This window comes from Erwinia sp. BNK-24-b, assembly GCF_047456155.1.
GTDB lineage: Bacteria > Pseudomonadota > Gammaproteobacteria > Enterobacterales > Enterobacteriaceae > Erwinia > Erwinia phyllosphaerae.
Map to the genome: position 1 here is coordinate 1817647 of NZ_CP179901.1, position 14036 is coordinate 1831682.

14 protein-coding genes are annotated in these 14036 nt (G+C 53.5%); 10 read left to right on the forward strand and 4 right to left on the reverse strand.

Translation table 11 applies throughout. From position 1 onward, the window contains the following. Positions 1 to 167: 167 nt before the first annotated feature. The 4 genes from ACMGGR_RS08055 to ruvB all read left to right on the forward strand — a co-directional run bounded on the left by ACMGGR_RS08055 (position 168) and on the right by ruvB (position 3174). Positions 168 to 911 (forward strand): YebC/PmpR family DNA-binding transcriptional regulator, encoded by a 744-nt coding sequence (locus ACMGGR_RS08055; RefSeq protein ID WP_246757557.1) that lies wholly within the window; start codon positions 168 to 170, stop codon positions 909 to 911. Between the two features lie 34 nt (positions 912 to 945). Further along, positions 946 to 1470 carry a crossover junction endodeoxyribonuclease RuvC gene (ruvC, locus tag ACMGGR_RS08060; RefSeq protein ID WP_246757556.1) on the forward strand — a complete coding sequence of 175 codons (525 nt, stop codon included), beginning with the start codon at positions 946 to 948 and terminating at the stop codon, positions 1468 to 1470. 73 nt (positions 1471 to 1543) lie between these two features. After that, the gene (gene ruvA, locus ACMGGR_RS08065) at positions 1544 to 2161 is read left to right on the forward strand and encodes a Holliday junction branch migration protein RuvA (protein ID WP_414148609.1); all 618 of its coding nucleotides are present in this window, start codon (positions 1544 to 1546) and stop codon (positions 2159 to 2161) included. An 8-nt stretch (positions 2162 to 2169) separates the two neighbouring features. Next, positions 2170 to 3174: a Holliday junction branch migration DNA helicase RuvB gene (gene ruvB, locus ACMGGR_RS08070; RefSeq protein WP_246757554.1), complete on the forward strand. Its 1005-nt coding sequence runs from the start codon at positions 2170 to 2172 to the stop codon at positions 3172 to 3174. A gap of 10 nt (positions 3175 to 3184) precedes the next feature. Here ruvB and znuB read toward each other — a convergent pair whose 3' ends face one another. After that, positions 3185 to 3970: a zinc ABC transporter permease subunit ZnuB gene (gene znuB, locus ACMGGR_RS08075; RefSeq protein ID WP_246757553.1), complete on the reverse strand. Its 786-nt coding sequence runs from the start codon at positions 3968 to 3970 to the stop codon at positions 3185 to 3187. Then, complete coding sequence (znuC, locus tag ACMGGR_RS08080; RefSeq protein ID WP_414148610.1) at positions 3967 to 4719, reverse strand: zinc ABC transporter ATP-binding protein ZnuC; 753 nt, start codon at positions 4717 to 4719, stop codon at positions 3967 to 3969. The genes znuB and znuC overlap by 4 nt, the downstream gene beginning before the upstream one ends. A gap of 76 nt (positions 4720 to 4795) precedes the next feature. On the opposite strand from znuC, the gene znuA reads away from it, so the two are divergent. The 3 genes from znuA to lpxM all read left to right on the forward strand — a co-directional run bounded on the left by znuA (position 4796) and on the right by lpxM (position 8182). Next, complete coding sequence (gene znuA / locus ACMGGR_RS08085; protein ID WP_414148611.1) at positions 4796 to 5743, forward strand: zinc ABC transporter substrate-binding protein ZnuA; 948 nt, start codon at positions 4796 to 4798, stop codon at positions 5741 to 5743. Positions 5744 to 5755: 12 nt separating this feature from the next. Continuing rightward, complete coding sequence (gene mepM, locus ACMGGR_RS08090; protein ID WP_246757550.1) at positions 5756 to 7087, forward strand: murein DD-endopeptidase MepM; 1332 nt, start codon at positions 5756 to 5758, stop codon at positions 7085 to 7087. Between the two features lie 219 nt (positions 7088 to 7306). Next, complete coding sequence (gene lpxM, locus ACMGGR_RS08095) at positions 7307 to 8182, forward strand: lauroyl-Kdo(2)-lipid IV(A) myristoyltransferase (protein WP_414148929.1); 876 nt, start codon at positions 7307 to 7309, stop codon at positions 8180 to 8182. A 52-nt stretch (positions 8183 to 8234) separates the two neighbouring features. On the opposite strand, the gene ACMGGR_RS08100 is transcribed toward lpxM, so the two are convergent. Then, entirely contained in the window at positions 8235 to 9467 is a 1233-nt protein-coding gene (locus tag ACMGGR_RS08100) for an MFS transporter (RefSeq protein WP_246757548.1), read from the reverse strand. Positions 9468 to 9618: 151 nt separating this feature from the next. Beyond that, positions 9619 to 11061 (reverse strand): pyruvate kinase, encoded by a 1443-nt coding sequence (gene pyk / locus ACMGGR_RS08105; RefSeq protein WP_414148612.1) that lies wholly within the window; start codon positions 11059 to 11061, stop codon positions 9619 to 9621. A 675-nt stretch (positions 11062 to 11736) separates the two neighbouring features. Here pyk and ACMGGR_RS08110 point away from each other — a divergent pair. From ACMGGR_RS08110 to ACMGGR_RS08120, 3 genes are read left to right on the forward strand one after another with little or no spacing between them, the layout of a single operon-like run. Next, a complete protein-coding gene (locus ACMGGR_RS08110) occupies positions 11737 to 12567 on the forward strand; it encodes a hypothetical protein (RefSeq protein ID WP_246757546.1) in 831 nt (276 codons plus the stop codon). A gap of 9 nt (positions 12568 to 12576) precedes the next feature. Further along, the gene (locus ACMGGR_RS08115; RefSeq protein ID WP_246757545.1) at positions 12577 to 13299 is read left to right on the forward strand and encodes a 2OG-Fe dioxygenase family protein; all 723 of its coding nucleotides are present in this window, start codon (positions 12577 to 12579) and stop codon (positions 13297 to 13299) included. Then, complete coding sequence (locus ACMGGR_RS08120) at positions 13292 to 14014, forward strand: SDR family NAD(P)-dependent oxidoreductase (protein ID WP_246757544.1); 723 nt, start codon at positions 13292 to 13294, stop codon at positions 14012 to 14014. Before ACMGGR_RS08115 ends, ACMGGR_RS08120 begins: the two co-directional genes overlap by 8 nt. Positions 14015 to 14036 lie beyond the last annotated feature (22 nt).

Here is a 14036-nt window from a genome sequence, read left to right on the forward strand (position 1 = left end):
GAATGGAATAAGTCAAACGTTCAGGCGTTTATCGGCGCAGCAAAGTTGTTCGCTGCCAGCGCGCAGCAACCGCAGCGTACTTCAGTACGTGAGGATTGCGAGCACTGCCAGCGGACAAAGTTGCAAGTAAGATAGCCTGTCCGATATTTATCTGGAGAAAAGATTTAATGGCTGGTCATAGTAAATGGGCAAACACTAAGCACCGTAAAGCGGCTCAGGATGCCAAACGCGGCAAGATTTTCACCAAAATCATCCGCGAGCTGGTGACGGCGGCAAAACTGGGCGGCGGCGATGCCGGTTCTAACCCGCGCCTGCGTGCGGCAATGGATAAAGCGCTGTCCAACAACATGACGCGTGACACCATGAACCGCGCTATCGCGCGCGGCGTCGGCGGTGAAGACGACAGCAACATGGAAACCATCATCTATGAAGGCTACGGTCCTGGCGGCACGGCGGTCATGGTTGAATGCCTGAGCGACAACCGTAACCGTACCGTTTCCGAAGTGCGTCACGCCTTTACCAAAACCGGTGGCAACCTGGGTACCGATGGCTCCGTAGCCTATCTGTTTACCCGTAAAGGCGTGATCTCTTTCGCACCGGGCCTGGAAGAAGATACCGTGATGGATGCGGCGCTGGAAGCCGGTGCAGACGACGTAGTGACCTACGACGATGGCGCGATTGACGTGTTCACCGCCTGGGAATCACTGGGCGAAGTCAAAGACGCGCTGACCGCAGCCGGTCTGAACGCCGACAGCGCAGAAGTCACCATGATCCCATCGACCAAAGCGGATATGGATGCGGAAACCGCACCAAAACTGCTGCGCCTGATCGATATGCTGGAAGATTGTGACGACGTGCAGGAAGTCTACCATAACGGTGAGATCTCCGACGAGGTGGCGGCGACGCTGTAATGGCGTCCTCACAGCAACAAAAACGGGGTGCGTGATGGCGATCATTCTGGGTATCGATCCCGGCTCACGCATCACCGGCTACGGCATTATCCGCCAGGTAGGTCGCCAGTTGACCTACCTGGGCAGCGGCTGTATCCGCACTAACTCCACCGATTTACCGTCGCGCCTGAAGCTGATTTACGCGGGCGTCAGCGAGATCATCACGCAGTTTCAGCCGGAATATTTTGCCATCGAGCAGGTCTTTATGGCGAAAAACGCCGATTCGGCGCTGAAGCTGGGCCAGGCTCGCGGGGCGGCTATTGTCGCGGCAGTGAATCACGATCTGCCGGTGTTTGAGTATGCTGCACGCCAGGTGAAGCAAACCGTAGTCGGCATCGGCAGCGCCGAAAAAAGCCAGGTGCAGCACATGGTGCGAACGCTGCTGAAGCTTTCCGCCAACCCGCAGGCAGACGCCGCCGATGCGCTGGCTATTGCCATCACGCATTGCCACCTTAGCCAGAACGTTAACCGTCTGGGCGAAGGCAAGCTCAATCTGGCGCGTGGCCGCCTGCGTTCCTGATAAGCTGGATATCTATCCAGCTTTTTTTATGATATAAATCCCCGCATTAACCTATTTCTGAAGGAAGCTTAAGGTGATTGGTCGTCTGAGAGGCAATATTCTGGAAAAACAGCCGCCGCTGGTGCTGCTGGAAGTCGGCGGCGTAGGCTATGAAGTGCACATGCCGATGACCTGTTTTTACGAGCTTCCCGAACTGCAACAAGAAGCGACGGTGTTTACCCATTTTGTGGTACGTGAAGACGCACAACTGCTGTTTGGCTTCAACAGCCGTCAGGAGCGGGCGCTGTTTCGCGAGCTGATCAAAGTTAACGGCGTCGGGCCAAAGCTGGCGCTGGCCATTCTTTCCGGTATGTCCGCACAGCAGTTTGTTACGGCCGTAGAGCGTGAAGAGATCGCCGCGCTGGTCAAGCTGCCTGGCGTGGGTAAAAAGACCGCCGAGCGCCTGGTGGTAGAAATGAAAGACCGCTTTAAAGGCATGCACGGCGACCTGTTCGCTGCCGATGCGCCGTTTGCGCTGACCAGCGAAGTCCAGGCACCTGCGGCGGGCAATAACGCGGAAGAAGAAGCCGTTGCCGCGCTGGTATCGCTGGGGTATAAACCTCAGGAAGCCAGCAGAATGGTCGGTAAAGTGGGCCATCCGGATGCAGATTGTGAAACGCTGATCCGCGAAGCCCTGCGCGCAGCTATTTGAGGTAAAGCATGATTGAAGCCGACCGCCTGGTCTCGCCGGGAACCTTCAGCGAAGAAGAAGTGATTGACCGCGCCATCCGTCCAAAGCTGCTGGAAGAGTATGTCGGCCAGCCGGTGGTGCGTGAACAGATGGAAATTTTCATCCAGGCCGCGAAAATGCGCGGTGACGCGCTGGATCACCTGCTGGTATTCGGGCCGCCGGGCCTGGGGAAAACCACGCTGGCCGGTATTGTCGCTAACGAGCTGGGCGTTAACCTGCGCACCACTTCCGGCCCGGTGCTGGAAAAAGCAGGCGATCTGGCGGCGATGCTCACTAACCTTGAACCGCACGACGTGTTGTTCATCGATGAAATCCATCGTCTGTCGCCAGTAGTGGAAGAGGTGCTCTATCCGGCGATGGAAGATTACCAGCTGGATATCATGATTGGCGAAGGGCCAGCGGCTCGCTCCATCAAGCTGGATCTGCCGCCGTTTACGCTGATTGGCGCGACAACGCGTGCGGGGTCGTTAACGTCGCCGCTGCGCGACCGCTTCGGCATTGTGCAGCGCCTGGAGTTTTATCGCGTAGAAGATCTCCAGCACATCGTTGGCCGCAGCGCTGCCTGCCTGGGTCTGCCGCTCAGCGAAGAGGGCGCGCTGGAAATCGCTCGCCGTTCGCGCGGTACGCCGCGTATCGCTAACCGCCTGCTGCGCCGCGTCAGGGATTTCTCGGAAGTGAAAGCCCAGGGCAGCCTGAGCGGCGACGTGGCTGCCAGAGCGCTGGATATGCTTAACGTGGATACGGAAGGCTTCGACTATATGGACCGCAAGCTGCTGTTGGCCATTATCGATAAGTTTACCGGCGGCCCGGTCGGGCTGGATAACCTGGCGGCGGCGATTGGCGAAGAGCGCGAAACCATTGAGGACGTGCTGGAGCCTTATCTGATCCAGCAAGGCTTTATTCAGCGAACGCCGCGTGGCCGAATGGCAACGCAGCACGCCTATAAGCACTTTGGCATCACGCGGGAAGAGTAAGAGAAACCGGCTACACAGCCGGTTTTTTCATCATGCTCAGCATAAACATCAGCGACGCGCCCAGCACCACCGACGGGCCGGCTGGCGTATCGTAAAAGGCGGAAAAGGTTAATCCGGCGCTGACGGCCAGAATGCCTACCACCACAGCGAAAGCGGCCATCTGCTCCGGCGTGCGGGCGAAGCGTCTGGCAGTTGCGGCAGGGATAATCAGCAGCGAAGTAATAATCAGCGCGCCGACAAACTTCATCGCCACACCAATGGTCAACGCCGTAACCAGCATCAATACCATTTTAGTGCGCTGGATATTCACGCCGTCCACCTGCGCCAGTTCAGGGCTAATCGTCATGGAAAGCAGCGCGCGCCAGTTTGCGGCCAGCACAATCAGTACCACGGCCACACCCGCGGCAATGGTATAGAGGTCGGCTGGCGTTACGGCCAGTAAGTCCCCAAACAGATAGGCCATCAAATCTACGCGCACGCCGGACATCAGGCTGACCACGACCAGGCCTAACGACAGCGCGCAGTGCGCCATAATGCCCAGCAGCGTATCAATAGCCAGATGCGGGCGGCGCTCCAGCCAGACCAGCAGCAAAGCCAGCAGCAGCGTTACGGCAATCACCGCGTAAAACGGGCTAATATTCAGCAGTAAACCGAAAGCGACGCCGAGTAGCGAAGCGTGCGCCAGCGTGTCGCCAAAATAGGACATGCGCCGCCAGACCACAAACGAGCCCAGTGGGCCAGCCGCCAGCGCCAGAAAAAATCCAGCCAGCCAGCCGGGTAACAGCAGTTCAATCACTTGTTTTGTCCTCTGCGTAAAACGATACGTCCCTGAAGGTCGTGACGATGATTATGTTGATGGCGATAAATCGCCAGCTGTTCCGCGCCGCGAGGGCCAAACATAGAGATAAACTCCGGATGTTGCGACACCGCCTCCGGCGTGCCCGAACAGCAGATATGCTGATTCAGGCACAGCACCTCGTCCGTTTTCGCCATCACCAGATGCAGATCGTGCGAAACCATCAGCACGCCGCAGTTCAGCTCGCGCCGCAGCTGATCGATCAGATCGTAAAGCGCCACCTGACCGTTAACATCCACGCCCTGGGTCGGCTCATCCAGCACCAGCAGCTGTGGCTGATTGAGCAGGGCACGCGCCAACAAGACACGCTGCATTTCACCGCCCGACAACTTTTGCAGCGGCGCGTTAACCAGCTGGCCAGCCTGAACGCGTTTTAACGCGGGCAAAATGTCGGCGCGTTTGACGCCGCCACGCAACAGCATAAAACGCTCGACCGTCAGCGGCAGCGTGGCATCCAGATGAATTTTTTGCGGCACGTAACCAATACGCAGCCGTTCATGGCGAATCACGCTGCCCTGCGTTGGCTGAATCAGTCCCAGCACCACGCGGACCAGCGTAGACTTACCGGCACCGTTAGGCCCAAGCAGCGTTAATATCCTGCCGGGTGCCAGCGCCAGAGAAACGTTGGAAAGCACGGCGCGCTGACCAAAGCTGACGGAAATTTTTTCAAGGCTAATCAGTGAGGACATAGGATTACAGTTTGCAGAAGTTTTCGAATGTTATAATATCACAATCCATCAACCTGTCACGATGGACTGAATCATTATGTTACAAAAAACCAAGCCCTTATTCGCCCTCTGTGCTGCACTGGGGTTTGCCGCTTCGCTTGCCGCACCCGCGCAGGCTGCCGTAGTCGCTTCCGTTAAGCCATTAGGTTTTATTGCCGCCGCCATTGCCGATGGCGTGACGCCGGTCGACATTTTGCTGCCTGACGGCGCTTCCGAGCATGATTATTCATTGCGCCCTTCAGACATCAAACGCTTGCAGGACGCGGATCTGGTGGTTTGGGTTGGCCCGGAAATGGAAGCGTTTATGCCGAAAGCCGTCGCCGCGCTGCCTGCACAAAAATCGCTTGAGCTGGCAGATTTATCGACGGTTAAACCGCTGTTGATCCGCGGTCAGGATGAAGATGAAAATGAGCATGAAGAGGGGAGTGAAACCGATCGCGGTCACGCCCATACTCATCACCACGGCGAATATAATATGCACCTGTGGATGTCGCCTGAGATCGCCCGGCAATCTGCGGTTGCAATCCATGCAAAATTATTGGAACTTATGCCGCAAAGCAGAGACAAACTAGACGCGAACCTGCAGCACTTTGAGGCAGAATTGGCCACGGCCGATACGCAGATAGCGACTCAGCTTAAGCCGGTTAAAGGAAAAGGGTATTTCGTCTTTCACGATGCGTATGCATACTTTGAAAAACATTTCGGTCTGACCCCAACAGGTTATTTTACCGTTAACCCTGAAATCCAGCCCGGCGCCCAGCGTTTACATCAAATTCGAACAGAGTTGGTTGAGCACAAGGCCGTTTGTGTCTTTGCTGAGCCACAATTCAGGCCGGCCGTAATTGATGCCGTTGCCAGAGGAACCTCGGTGCGTTCAGGAACGCTCGATCCGCTGGGAACGGCCATCACACCGGGAAGAGACAGCTATGTGACATTCCTCTCACAGCTGTCCAGCCAGTATACGAGCTGTCTGAAAGGAGCATAGAGGAACTAATACGTGCAGCAAATTGCCCGCGCTGTCGCTATGGCGTTTAATACATTGCCGCGAACCCACCGCGTTATGCTGGGTTCGCTCACCGTTGTCACGCTGGCCGTCTCCGTATGGCGGCCATTCGTTTATCATCCCACCGTCAGCGATGACAATCCGATAGTCAAAAGCATTGAGCTGGATAAGAGCCAGCTGCGCACGCTGCTGCCGGAAGCCAGTGAGCCTATCGATCAGGATACGCCTTCGCCTGATGATGATGTGCCGAAGGATGAACTGGACGAGGATGTACCTAATGAAGCCGGCACCCACGACTACGTGGTGTCTGCGGGAGATACGTTAAGCAGCGTGCTTAATCAGTATGGCATTGATATGGGAGATATCAACCAGCTGGTCAAGGTCGATAAAGATCTGCGTAACCTCCAGATTGGGCAGCAGCTGTCGTGGACGCTGACCGACGATGGCCAGCTCCAGCGTTTAACCTGGGAAGCGTCGCGTCGCGAAACCCGTACCTATGACCGTTCTGGCGATACGTTCAAATCCTCTTCCGCTATGCAGAAGGGCGAATGGCAGAACAGCGTGCTTTCCGGCACCGTAGACGGTAGCTTTGTAACCAGCGCCCGCAGCGCCGGGCTGAGCAGCGGTGAAATCAGCGCGGTCATTAAAGCGCTACAGTGGCAAATGGATTTCCGCAAGCTGCGCAACGGCGACCGTTTTTCCGTGCTGATGTCGCGCGAAATGATGGAAGGCAAAAGCCAGCAGAGCCAGCTGGTTGGCGTTCGCCTGCAAACCGGCGGCAAAGATTATTACGCGATTCGCGCCGCAGACGGCAAGTTTTATGACCGTAGCGGGGCAGGCCTGGCGCACGGTTTTATGCGCTTCCCGACCGCGAAGCAGTACCGCGTTTCCTCCAACTTCAATCCGCATCGCCTGAATCCGGTAACCGGCCGTGTTGCGCCGCATAAAGGCGTGGATTTCGCTATTCCACTGGGCACGCCAGTGCTGGCAGTGGGCGACGGCGAAGTGATCGTGGCTAAACGCAGCGGCGGTGCCGGTAACTATGTGGCGATCCGTCATGGTCGCCAGTATATGACCCGCTACATGCACATGAAAAAGCTGCTGGTGAAGCCGGGTGATAAAGTGAAGCGGGGCGAGCGTATCGGGCTTACCGGCAACACGGGGCGCTCTACCGGGCCGCATCTGCACTTTGAAGTCTGGATCAACAACCAGGCGGTTAATCCTCTGACGGCGAAACTGCCGCGTATGGAAGGGTTGACCGGCAAAGATCGCAGCGACTATCTGGCTCAGGTTCGCGAAGTTACGCCGCAGCTGCGCTTTAAATAACCGTTATTACTATTAATAAAGCCGACGGATGCACCGTCGGCTTTTTTCTTTGCGCGGTAAATGCCGCGGGCATTGCAAAATTGCTCGTCAACACTATCATTAGCCGCTCAAAGTTTGAGGCGAGTGCATGGAACATAAGAAAAGCAACATTGAGTTTATTCCCACCTTTCAGAAATCTTTTCTGCTACCGCGTACTGGGGGAGCTGGCTGGCTATCGGTCTGTGCGCCGGTATGGCCTGGCTGCCGGTCGGCCTGCGCGATCCTCTGCTCGGCGCGCTGGGGCGCTTCGCCGGGAAATTCGCCAAAAGTGCTCGCCGTCGCGCGCAGATTAATCTGTTTTACTGCCTGCCGGAATTAGCCGAAGCCGAACGCGAAAAGATTATTGATGAGATGTTTGCGACGGCACCGCAGTCCATGGTGATGATGGCAGAGCTGGCCATGCGGCCGGCCCATACGCGTAAGCGTATTACCTGGCACAATAAAGAAATTATTGAGCAGATCCGCGCCGAAAATCAGAACGTGATCTTTCTGGTTCCGCACGGCTGGGCGGTAGATATTCCGGCGATGGTGCTGGCGTCGGAAGGCCAGAAAATGGCGGCGATGTTCCATAACCAGCGCGATCCCGTTATGGACTATATGTGGAACGCCGTCCGCCGCCGTTTTGGCGGGCGTATGCATGCCCGCAATGACGGCATCAAGCCTTTTATCAGCTCGGTGCGGCAAGGGTACTGGGGATATTATCTGCCCGATCAGGATCACGGCGCGGAGCACAGCGAGTTTGTGGACTTTTTTGCCACTTACAAAGCAACGCTGCCTGCGGTCGGACGCCTGATGAAGGTTTGCCGGGCCAGAGTGATCCCGCTGTTTCCGGTCTATAACAGTAAAACGCACGGTCTGGATATTTATTTGCGTCCGCCGATGGACGATCTGCTGACGGCAGATGACACCACGCTGGCGCGCAGAATGAATGAAGAAGTCGAAATTCTGGTGCGGCCGAATCCGGAACAGTACACCTGGATCCTCAAGCTGCTGAAAACGCGTAAAGAGGGCGATATCGAACCTTATCGCCGCAAGGATCTTTACCGTAAAAAGTAACCTGGCTGGCCGAGGCAGAAAAACCTGCCTCAGCCGTTAGTGAAATAAAGACCTACAGCGACACGACGGTCGAGCGCCGTTTACGCTCTTTTAAAAATGCCCGCACCAGCCAGAACCAGGCTAGCCCACAAAGCAAGTTCACCGCGCTAAACCAGAAGCTGTTGCCACGAAAATAGGCGCTTTTCGCCAGCTCTATCCCCAGGGCAAAGACGATAATACTCACCATTCCCAGCATTGCAGCCACTCCGCCTTTGCCCGCGTCGCTGGAATAAAGCGTCAGGCGATAAAGACTGGCGTTAACCAGCCCCGTGCCAAAGCCGTACAGGCTCAGTCCGGCGGTCAGCCACAGGTAGCTATGTAAATTGATGGCGTTAGCCGCTGCTGCCAGCGCCAGACCGGTAAGAATAGGCCAGGCCGCCAGGCGCAGCGGATACTCAATCGGCCGCCGACCTGCAATCCGGCCCAGCGTCAGGTTGCCCGCAATCATCGCGATAAATACCGGGAGCTGGAGCAGGGCATAATCCATCCTGGTCAGGCCCTCGTCATGGATTAAAATGACCGGCGACAGCGCCACCCACGCAAGACAGGGAATCGAGACCAGCCCAATCGCCAGCGAACCGCCCATTACCTGACGATCTTTCAGCAAGGCAAGATAGCCGCCCGCCAGCGATTTAAGCGACAGCGACAGCGTTTTATCGCCTGCCGTTTCCGGCATGGTGCGCCACAGCCCAACCAGCGCCAGCGCGGCAACGCCGCCAAACAGCCAGAACATGCTGCGCCATTCGCCAATCGACAGAAAAGCCGCCCCGGCCAGCGGGCCTGCCAGCGGTGCAATCAGCGCCACGTTAGCCATTAGCGCCATCATTTTTACGGCCAGCGATTCGCTAAAGGCTTCCTGAATGGTGGCGTAGCCGACCGCGCCAATAAAACAAAGGCTGGTTCCCTGCATCAGGCGCAGCAGAATAAACTGCTCAATATTCTGTACCCAGTGCGTGGCAAAACAGGCCAGCGTAAAAAAGGCGACGCCCGCCAGCATCACCGGCCGACGGCCTGCCTTATCCGAAAGCGGCCCGAGTAACCATTGCAGTACGATGCCGCCGATTAAATAGGCGGTAAGCGAGGCGGAAACCCATTCAGGGCCAACGTGAAATTCGCTGGTTACCAGCAGCATGCCCGGCTGGATCATATCGTGGGCGATATAGCTGGCAAATTCGAACAGCACCAGCGAGAGCGGGAAAATCAGATGGCGTCGGGACAGGCTCGACACCGGAACAAATAAGGGCATTCTGGCTCCTTCCAGTAAAAAGCAAACAGGATAAAACACGGCAACATACAGCAAGAATGTGCAGGGTTAATGACTTTTTTATTGAAATAAAAAGAAAGAAGGGACGAGGAAAAGCTACCGGGCACGCTGGCCCGGTAACGCGGAACAAAACTTATTCTACACGCAGTACACGGCTGGTGTTGGTCGTGCCTGTCGTGCTCATCACATCACCCTGGGTAACGATGACCAGGTCACCGGACATCAGGAAACCTTTATCACGCAGCAGGTTGATAGCGTCGTGAGCAGCGACCACGCCATCATTGTTGCTGTCAAAATAGACTGGCGTTACGCCACGATACAGCGCGGTCAGGTTTAACGTATGTTCATGGCGTGACATAGCGAAAATCGGCAGGCCGGAAGTGATACGTGAAGTCATCAGCGCGGTGCGGCCAGATTCCGTCATGGTAATGATCGCCGTGACGCCCTGCAGGTGGTTGGCTGCATACATGGCGGACATGGCAATCGCTTCTTCAATATTGTCGAACTGCACGTCCAGGCGATGTTTGGAAACGTTGATGCTGGGGATCTTCTCCGCGCCGAGACACACTTTTGCCATCGCCGACACGGTTTCTGCCGGATACTGGCCCGCTGCGGTTTCCGCTGACAGCATCACCGCATCGGTACCATCCAGCACGGCGTTCGCCACGTCCATCACTTCTGCGCGCGTTGGCATCGGGTTAGTGATCATCGATTCCATCATCTGCGTGGCGGTAATCACCGCACGATTAAGCTGGCGTGCGCGGCGAATTAGCGCCTTCTGAATACCGACCAGCTCCGGATCGCCAATCTCTACGCCCAAATCGCCCCTGGCAACCATGACCACATCGGAAGCCAGGATAATGTCATCCATCGCTTCCTGAGAGGCAACGGCTTCTGCGCGCTCCACTTTAGAGACGATTTTCGCTTCGCAGCCGGCTTCACGAGCCAGGCGACGCGCATAGTTGAGATCTTCGCCGCAGCGTGGGAAGGAAACGGCCAGGTAATCCACGTCGATTTTGGCGGCGGTAAGAATATCCGATTTGTCTTTTTCCGTCAGCGCTTCGGCTGAAAGGCCGCCGCCAAGCTTGTTGATACCCTTGTTATTAGAAAGCGGGCCGCCAACGGTCACTTCGGTAAAGACCTTCATACCCTGAACTTCCAGCACTTTCAGCTGCACGCGGCCATCATCCAGCAGCAGAATGTCACCAGGCACAACGTCAGCAGGCAAACCTTTATAGTCGATGCCAACTTTTTCTCTGTCGCCTTCGCCTTTGCTCAGGCTGGCGTCTAACAGAAAGCGATCGCCCTGGTTAAGGAAAACCTTGCCTTCTTTAAACGTTGAAACGCGAATTTTCGGGCCTTGCAAATCACCTAAAATAGCAACGTGGCGGCCGAGTTTTGCGGCAATCGCGCGCACGTCGCTGGCACGCTGCATATGATCTTCTGGCGTGCCGTGAGAAAAGTTAAGTCGAACGACGTTAGCGCCAGCTGCGATAATTTTTTCGAGATTGTTGTCGCGATCGGTAGCCGGACCAAGCGTGGTAACGATTTTGGTTCTTCTTAAACGTCGAGTCATGGAGAGTTCCTTGTGTTTTAAAACGGCTGGTGAAGGAGTAACCCTCGCCAACGGTGCATCTGTGCGCATTTGTGCTGATAAAACAGACGTTCAGACAGTTAACGGGCCGGTCTGTTTCTCACTCTGTTTGCTCTGAAGGCGGGCGGTGAAGCCGTCAATGGATACAATACTGGCACAGCAGCCCGAAGTCATCATCTTGTCCCGCTTAGTCTCGACGAATTTATCGCATCCGGTCGGCCTGAAGGGGGGGAGCCATGCCGCATAAAAATCCTGAAGCGCTTACGCGATTAATCTGATTCGTTAGAAAATTTTATGCGCTGCAAACGTGCTGAGAGCGTCAAATGCGCTTTCATCTTCCTCAGAGCGGCAGGAGAAGCTTTGCAAGCACACAGGATTAAATGCCGCTGTTTATCTCTTTTACTGGCCAATAATAGCGGCTGTGGTGTTTTATCAAGCCATTCGCAACGCTTGCAAAATAATTATCACCAGTAATAACTATGTTTACAGTGATATTTATTATTGGTGATAGTAACCAATGTTTATTTTAAATAAACAACAGAAAAATTAATGTTGTTGACGCGTCAAAGCGAGGGTGATAGAAATTAAACAAATTATAACAATTTATTAATTATTTAGATCAGGGAAACAACAGAAAAACAACTTTTGCGAGGTTTTATGTCGTTTCAATATTACGAAGATGATGTCAAAGACCTGGACTTATATAAAGTCGCGCGGATTATCAAGGAAGGAAACGCGGATGGCCGGGTACTCTACATTATTCGCAACGCGGTAAAACCTGCGGTCTGCGAAAAAATAAAAAGTAACTTTTATGAAATTATGCAGATTAAAGGCAATCATCGCCCTGATGATGGTTTCGTAAAAACAGAACAAATCGGTTCCTCACAGTTTCATAAAACGGGACTTGAATACATCACGGCCACGGTGGAATCAGATGCTGATGTTTTGAATTTATATCAGGGTATTTCAGATCACGATGTGCAAAGCTTGTATCTGGACAAACAGCTGGAAGTTTTCTTTACGCAAGAAAAAATCGGCTATCGTCCTTCAGCTTTCAAAAGCCATCATGCTAATTTTGCGACTACCAGAAGATGGCTGGATAACGGCAATATGTCTCTGTGGCCTCATGATGACAGCGCCCAACTGAAATTTGCAGAAAAAGATGGTTATGAAATTGCAAAAGCTAAAAATGTGATTTCATCAAATCTATGTATTTGCGATGCGGCTAACGGTGGTGAACTGAAAGTCTGGAACTGTCGCCCGGACGATAATATTCGCCGGGAGTTTGATGTTGTCGACACGGGTTATCCTTATCCGCTGGAATTTGCCGATAACTTTGCCAGCTTCACCGTCCGTTTAGCCCCAGGCGACCTCTATTTCCTGAATGCCTCTTATCTGCATGGCGTAACCAGCTCTGTAGAAAACGAAAGGATTAGCTCAGGGCGATTTATTGGCTACATCGAGAATAAAGTGGTCTGGTGGACATAGAGATAAAAAATGGAAATTAATCATATTGTTCAGGATTTGCAGGGCACAGGACATGCAAAATTCAACCTCCAAAACTTCGAAGACTTCATTATTCAGGATGAAGAGCTTAAATTGCTAAAATCCCGTTTCCCTGAAATGCCGCTCGATACTTATTCGGAAGGCAACAGATTAAGAAACTATATCCAGGTGGCTTATCAGAATGATACGTTGCGTTACGGCAAGTTTGAGCCTTATCAGCAGACTAAAAGATATAATCCTGTTACCGGCGGTGTCGTAAGAGACTATCAAAATATCAGTGAAGAGATCCTGAATACCAGGCTCTTTAATGAAATCGTGCAAAAAGATATCGATATAGTAAAAAATATTGATGATATGCCGCCCGTCGAAGAGTTGATGATTGGCGTCCACTTTTTCCGCTATAACGCAGGAAAAGAGCCGGCCTACAGTTCACCTTCATGGTTGCATAAAGATGATGAAGATGTGGTGTTCATGCATCTTGTGGATGTTTCTGCCGATCTTGTCGGCGGGGAGAGCATTATCGCTAAACACCCTAAAAAGATCGACCGCGTACTCAGAATGCGAAAAACATTCGATACGCTGGTTGTGAACCATCGCTGCTTTCATGCTGTGACACCAATGAGCGTGCCTGAAGAATACGATGAGCGTAATTTCTTGCACAGGGACATTATCCTGGTGACCTTCCAGAAAAGAAAAGGTGAAGATTTTGAGTAAGAACATAGCTGTTGTTACCGGCAGTAACGGAGGAATAGGACAGGCGATAGTTAATTCGCTGCTCGATAAAAACTATAAGGTCTACGGTTTAGATCGGGAAAATGATATTCATCACGACAGCTTTGAATTTATTGAAGCAGATTTAAAAAATTTAAATGCGCTGAACGATTTTAGCTTCAATAATATCTCACTCGGTGATTATAGTCTGTTGATCAATGCAGCGGGCATCAGAGAGATTGTGCCGCTGCTGGATTTAAGCCTGGATACCTGGTCAGACGTCTTTTCAGTCAATATTACCGCACCTTTTCTGCTCTCCAGAAACTTCTGCAGAAAGCTGGTGGCGCAAAAAAGTGAGGGAAGTATCGTCAACATTGCTTCCGTTAGCGGCATGCTTGCGGAGCCGGAACGGACAGCTTACGTCTCTTCTAAACATGCTTTACTGGGTATGACTAAGCAATTTGCGCTGGAGTTTGGTCGACAGGGGATAAGGTGTAATTCTGTTTCACCCGCTATTACCCGCACAGGTATGACCGAGCACTATTTTCACGATCCCGACATTATGGAAAAAATAAATCGCGGTCTTTACGCTCCCCGCACGGGCGAGCCACAGGATATTGTTGCCGTGGTGAATTTGCTGGCCGATAAAAACTCGCAGTTTATCAACGGCGCTAATTTTGTTGTGGATGGCGGCTGGACCTGTGGGAAAGATTTGTAATTAAAACGCGGATAACCTGGTT

Coding starts and splice junctions, on each gene's coding strand:
- ACMGGR_RS08055 (WP_246757557.1), top strand. CDS start 168: ATGGCTGGTCATAGTAAATGGGCAAACACTAAGCACCGTAAAGCGGCT.
- ruvC (WP_246757556.1), top strand. CDS start 946: ATGGCGATCATTCTGGGTATCGATCCCGGCTCACGCATCACCGGCTAC.
- ruvB (WP_246757554.1), top strand. CDS start 2,170: ATGATTGAAGCCGACCGCCTGGTCTCGCCGGGAACCTTCAGCGAAGAA.
- znuC (WP_414148610.1), bottom strand. CDS start 4,719: ATGTCCTCACTGATTAGCCTTGAAAAAATTTCCGTCAGCTTTGGTCAG.
- znuA (WP_414148611.1), top strand. CDS start 4,796: ATGTTACAAAAAACCAAGCCCTTATTCGCCCTCTGTGCTGCACTGGGG.
- ACMGGR_RS08100 (WP_246757548.1), bottom strand. CDS start 9,467: ATGCCCTTATTTGTTCCGGTGTCGAGCCTGTCCCGACGCCATCTGATT.
- pyk (WP_414148612.1), bottom strand. CDS start 11,061: ATGACTCGACGTTTAAGAAGAACCAAAATCGTTACCACGCTTGGTCCG.
- ACMGGR_RS08110 (WP_246757546.1), top strand. CDS start 11,737: ATGTCGTTTCAATATTACGAAGATGATGTCAAAGACCTGGACTTATAT.
- ACMGGR_RS08115 (WP_246757545.1), top strand. CDS start 12,577: ATGGAAATTAATCATATTGTTCAGGATTTGCAGGGCACAGGACATGCA.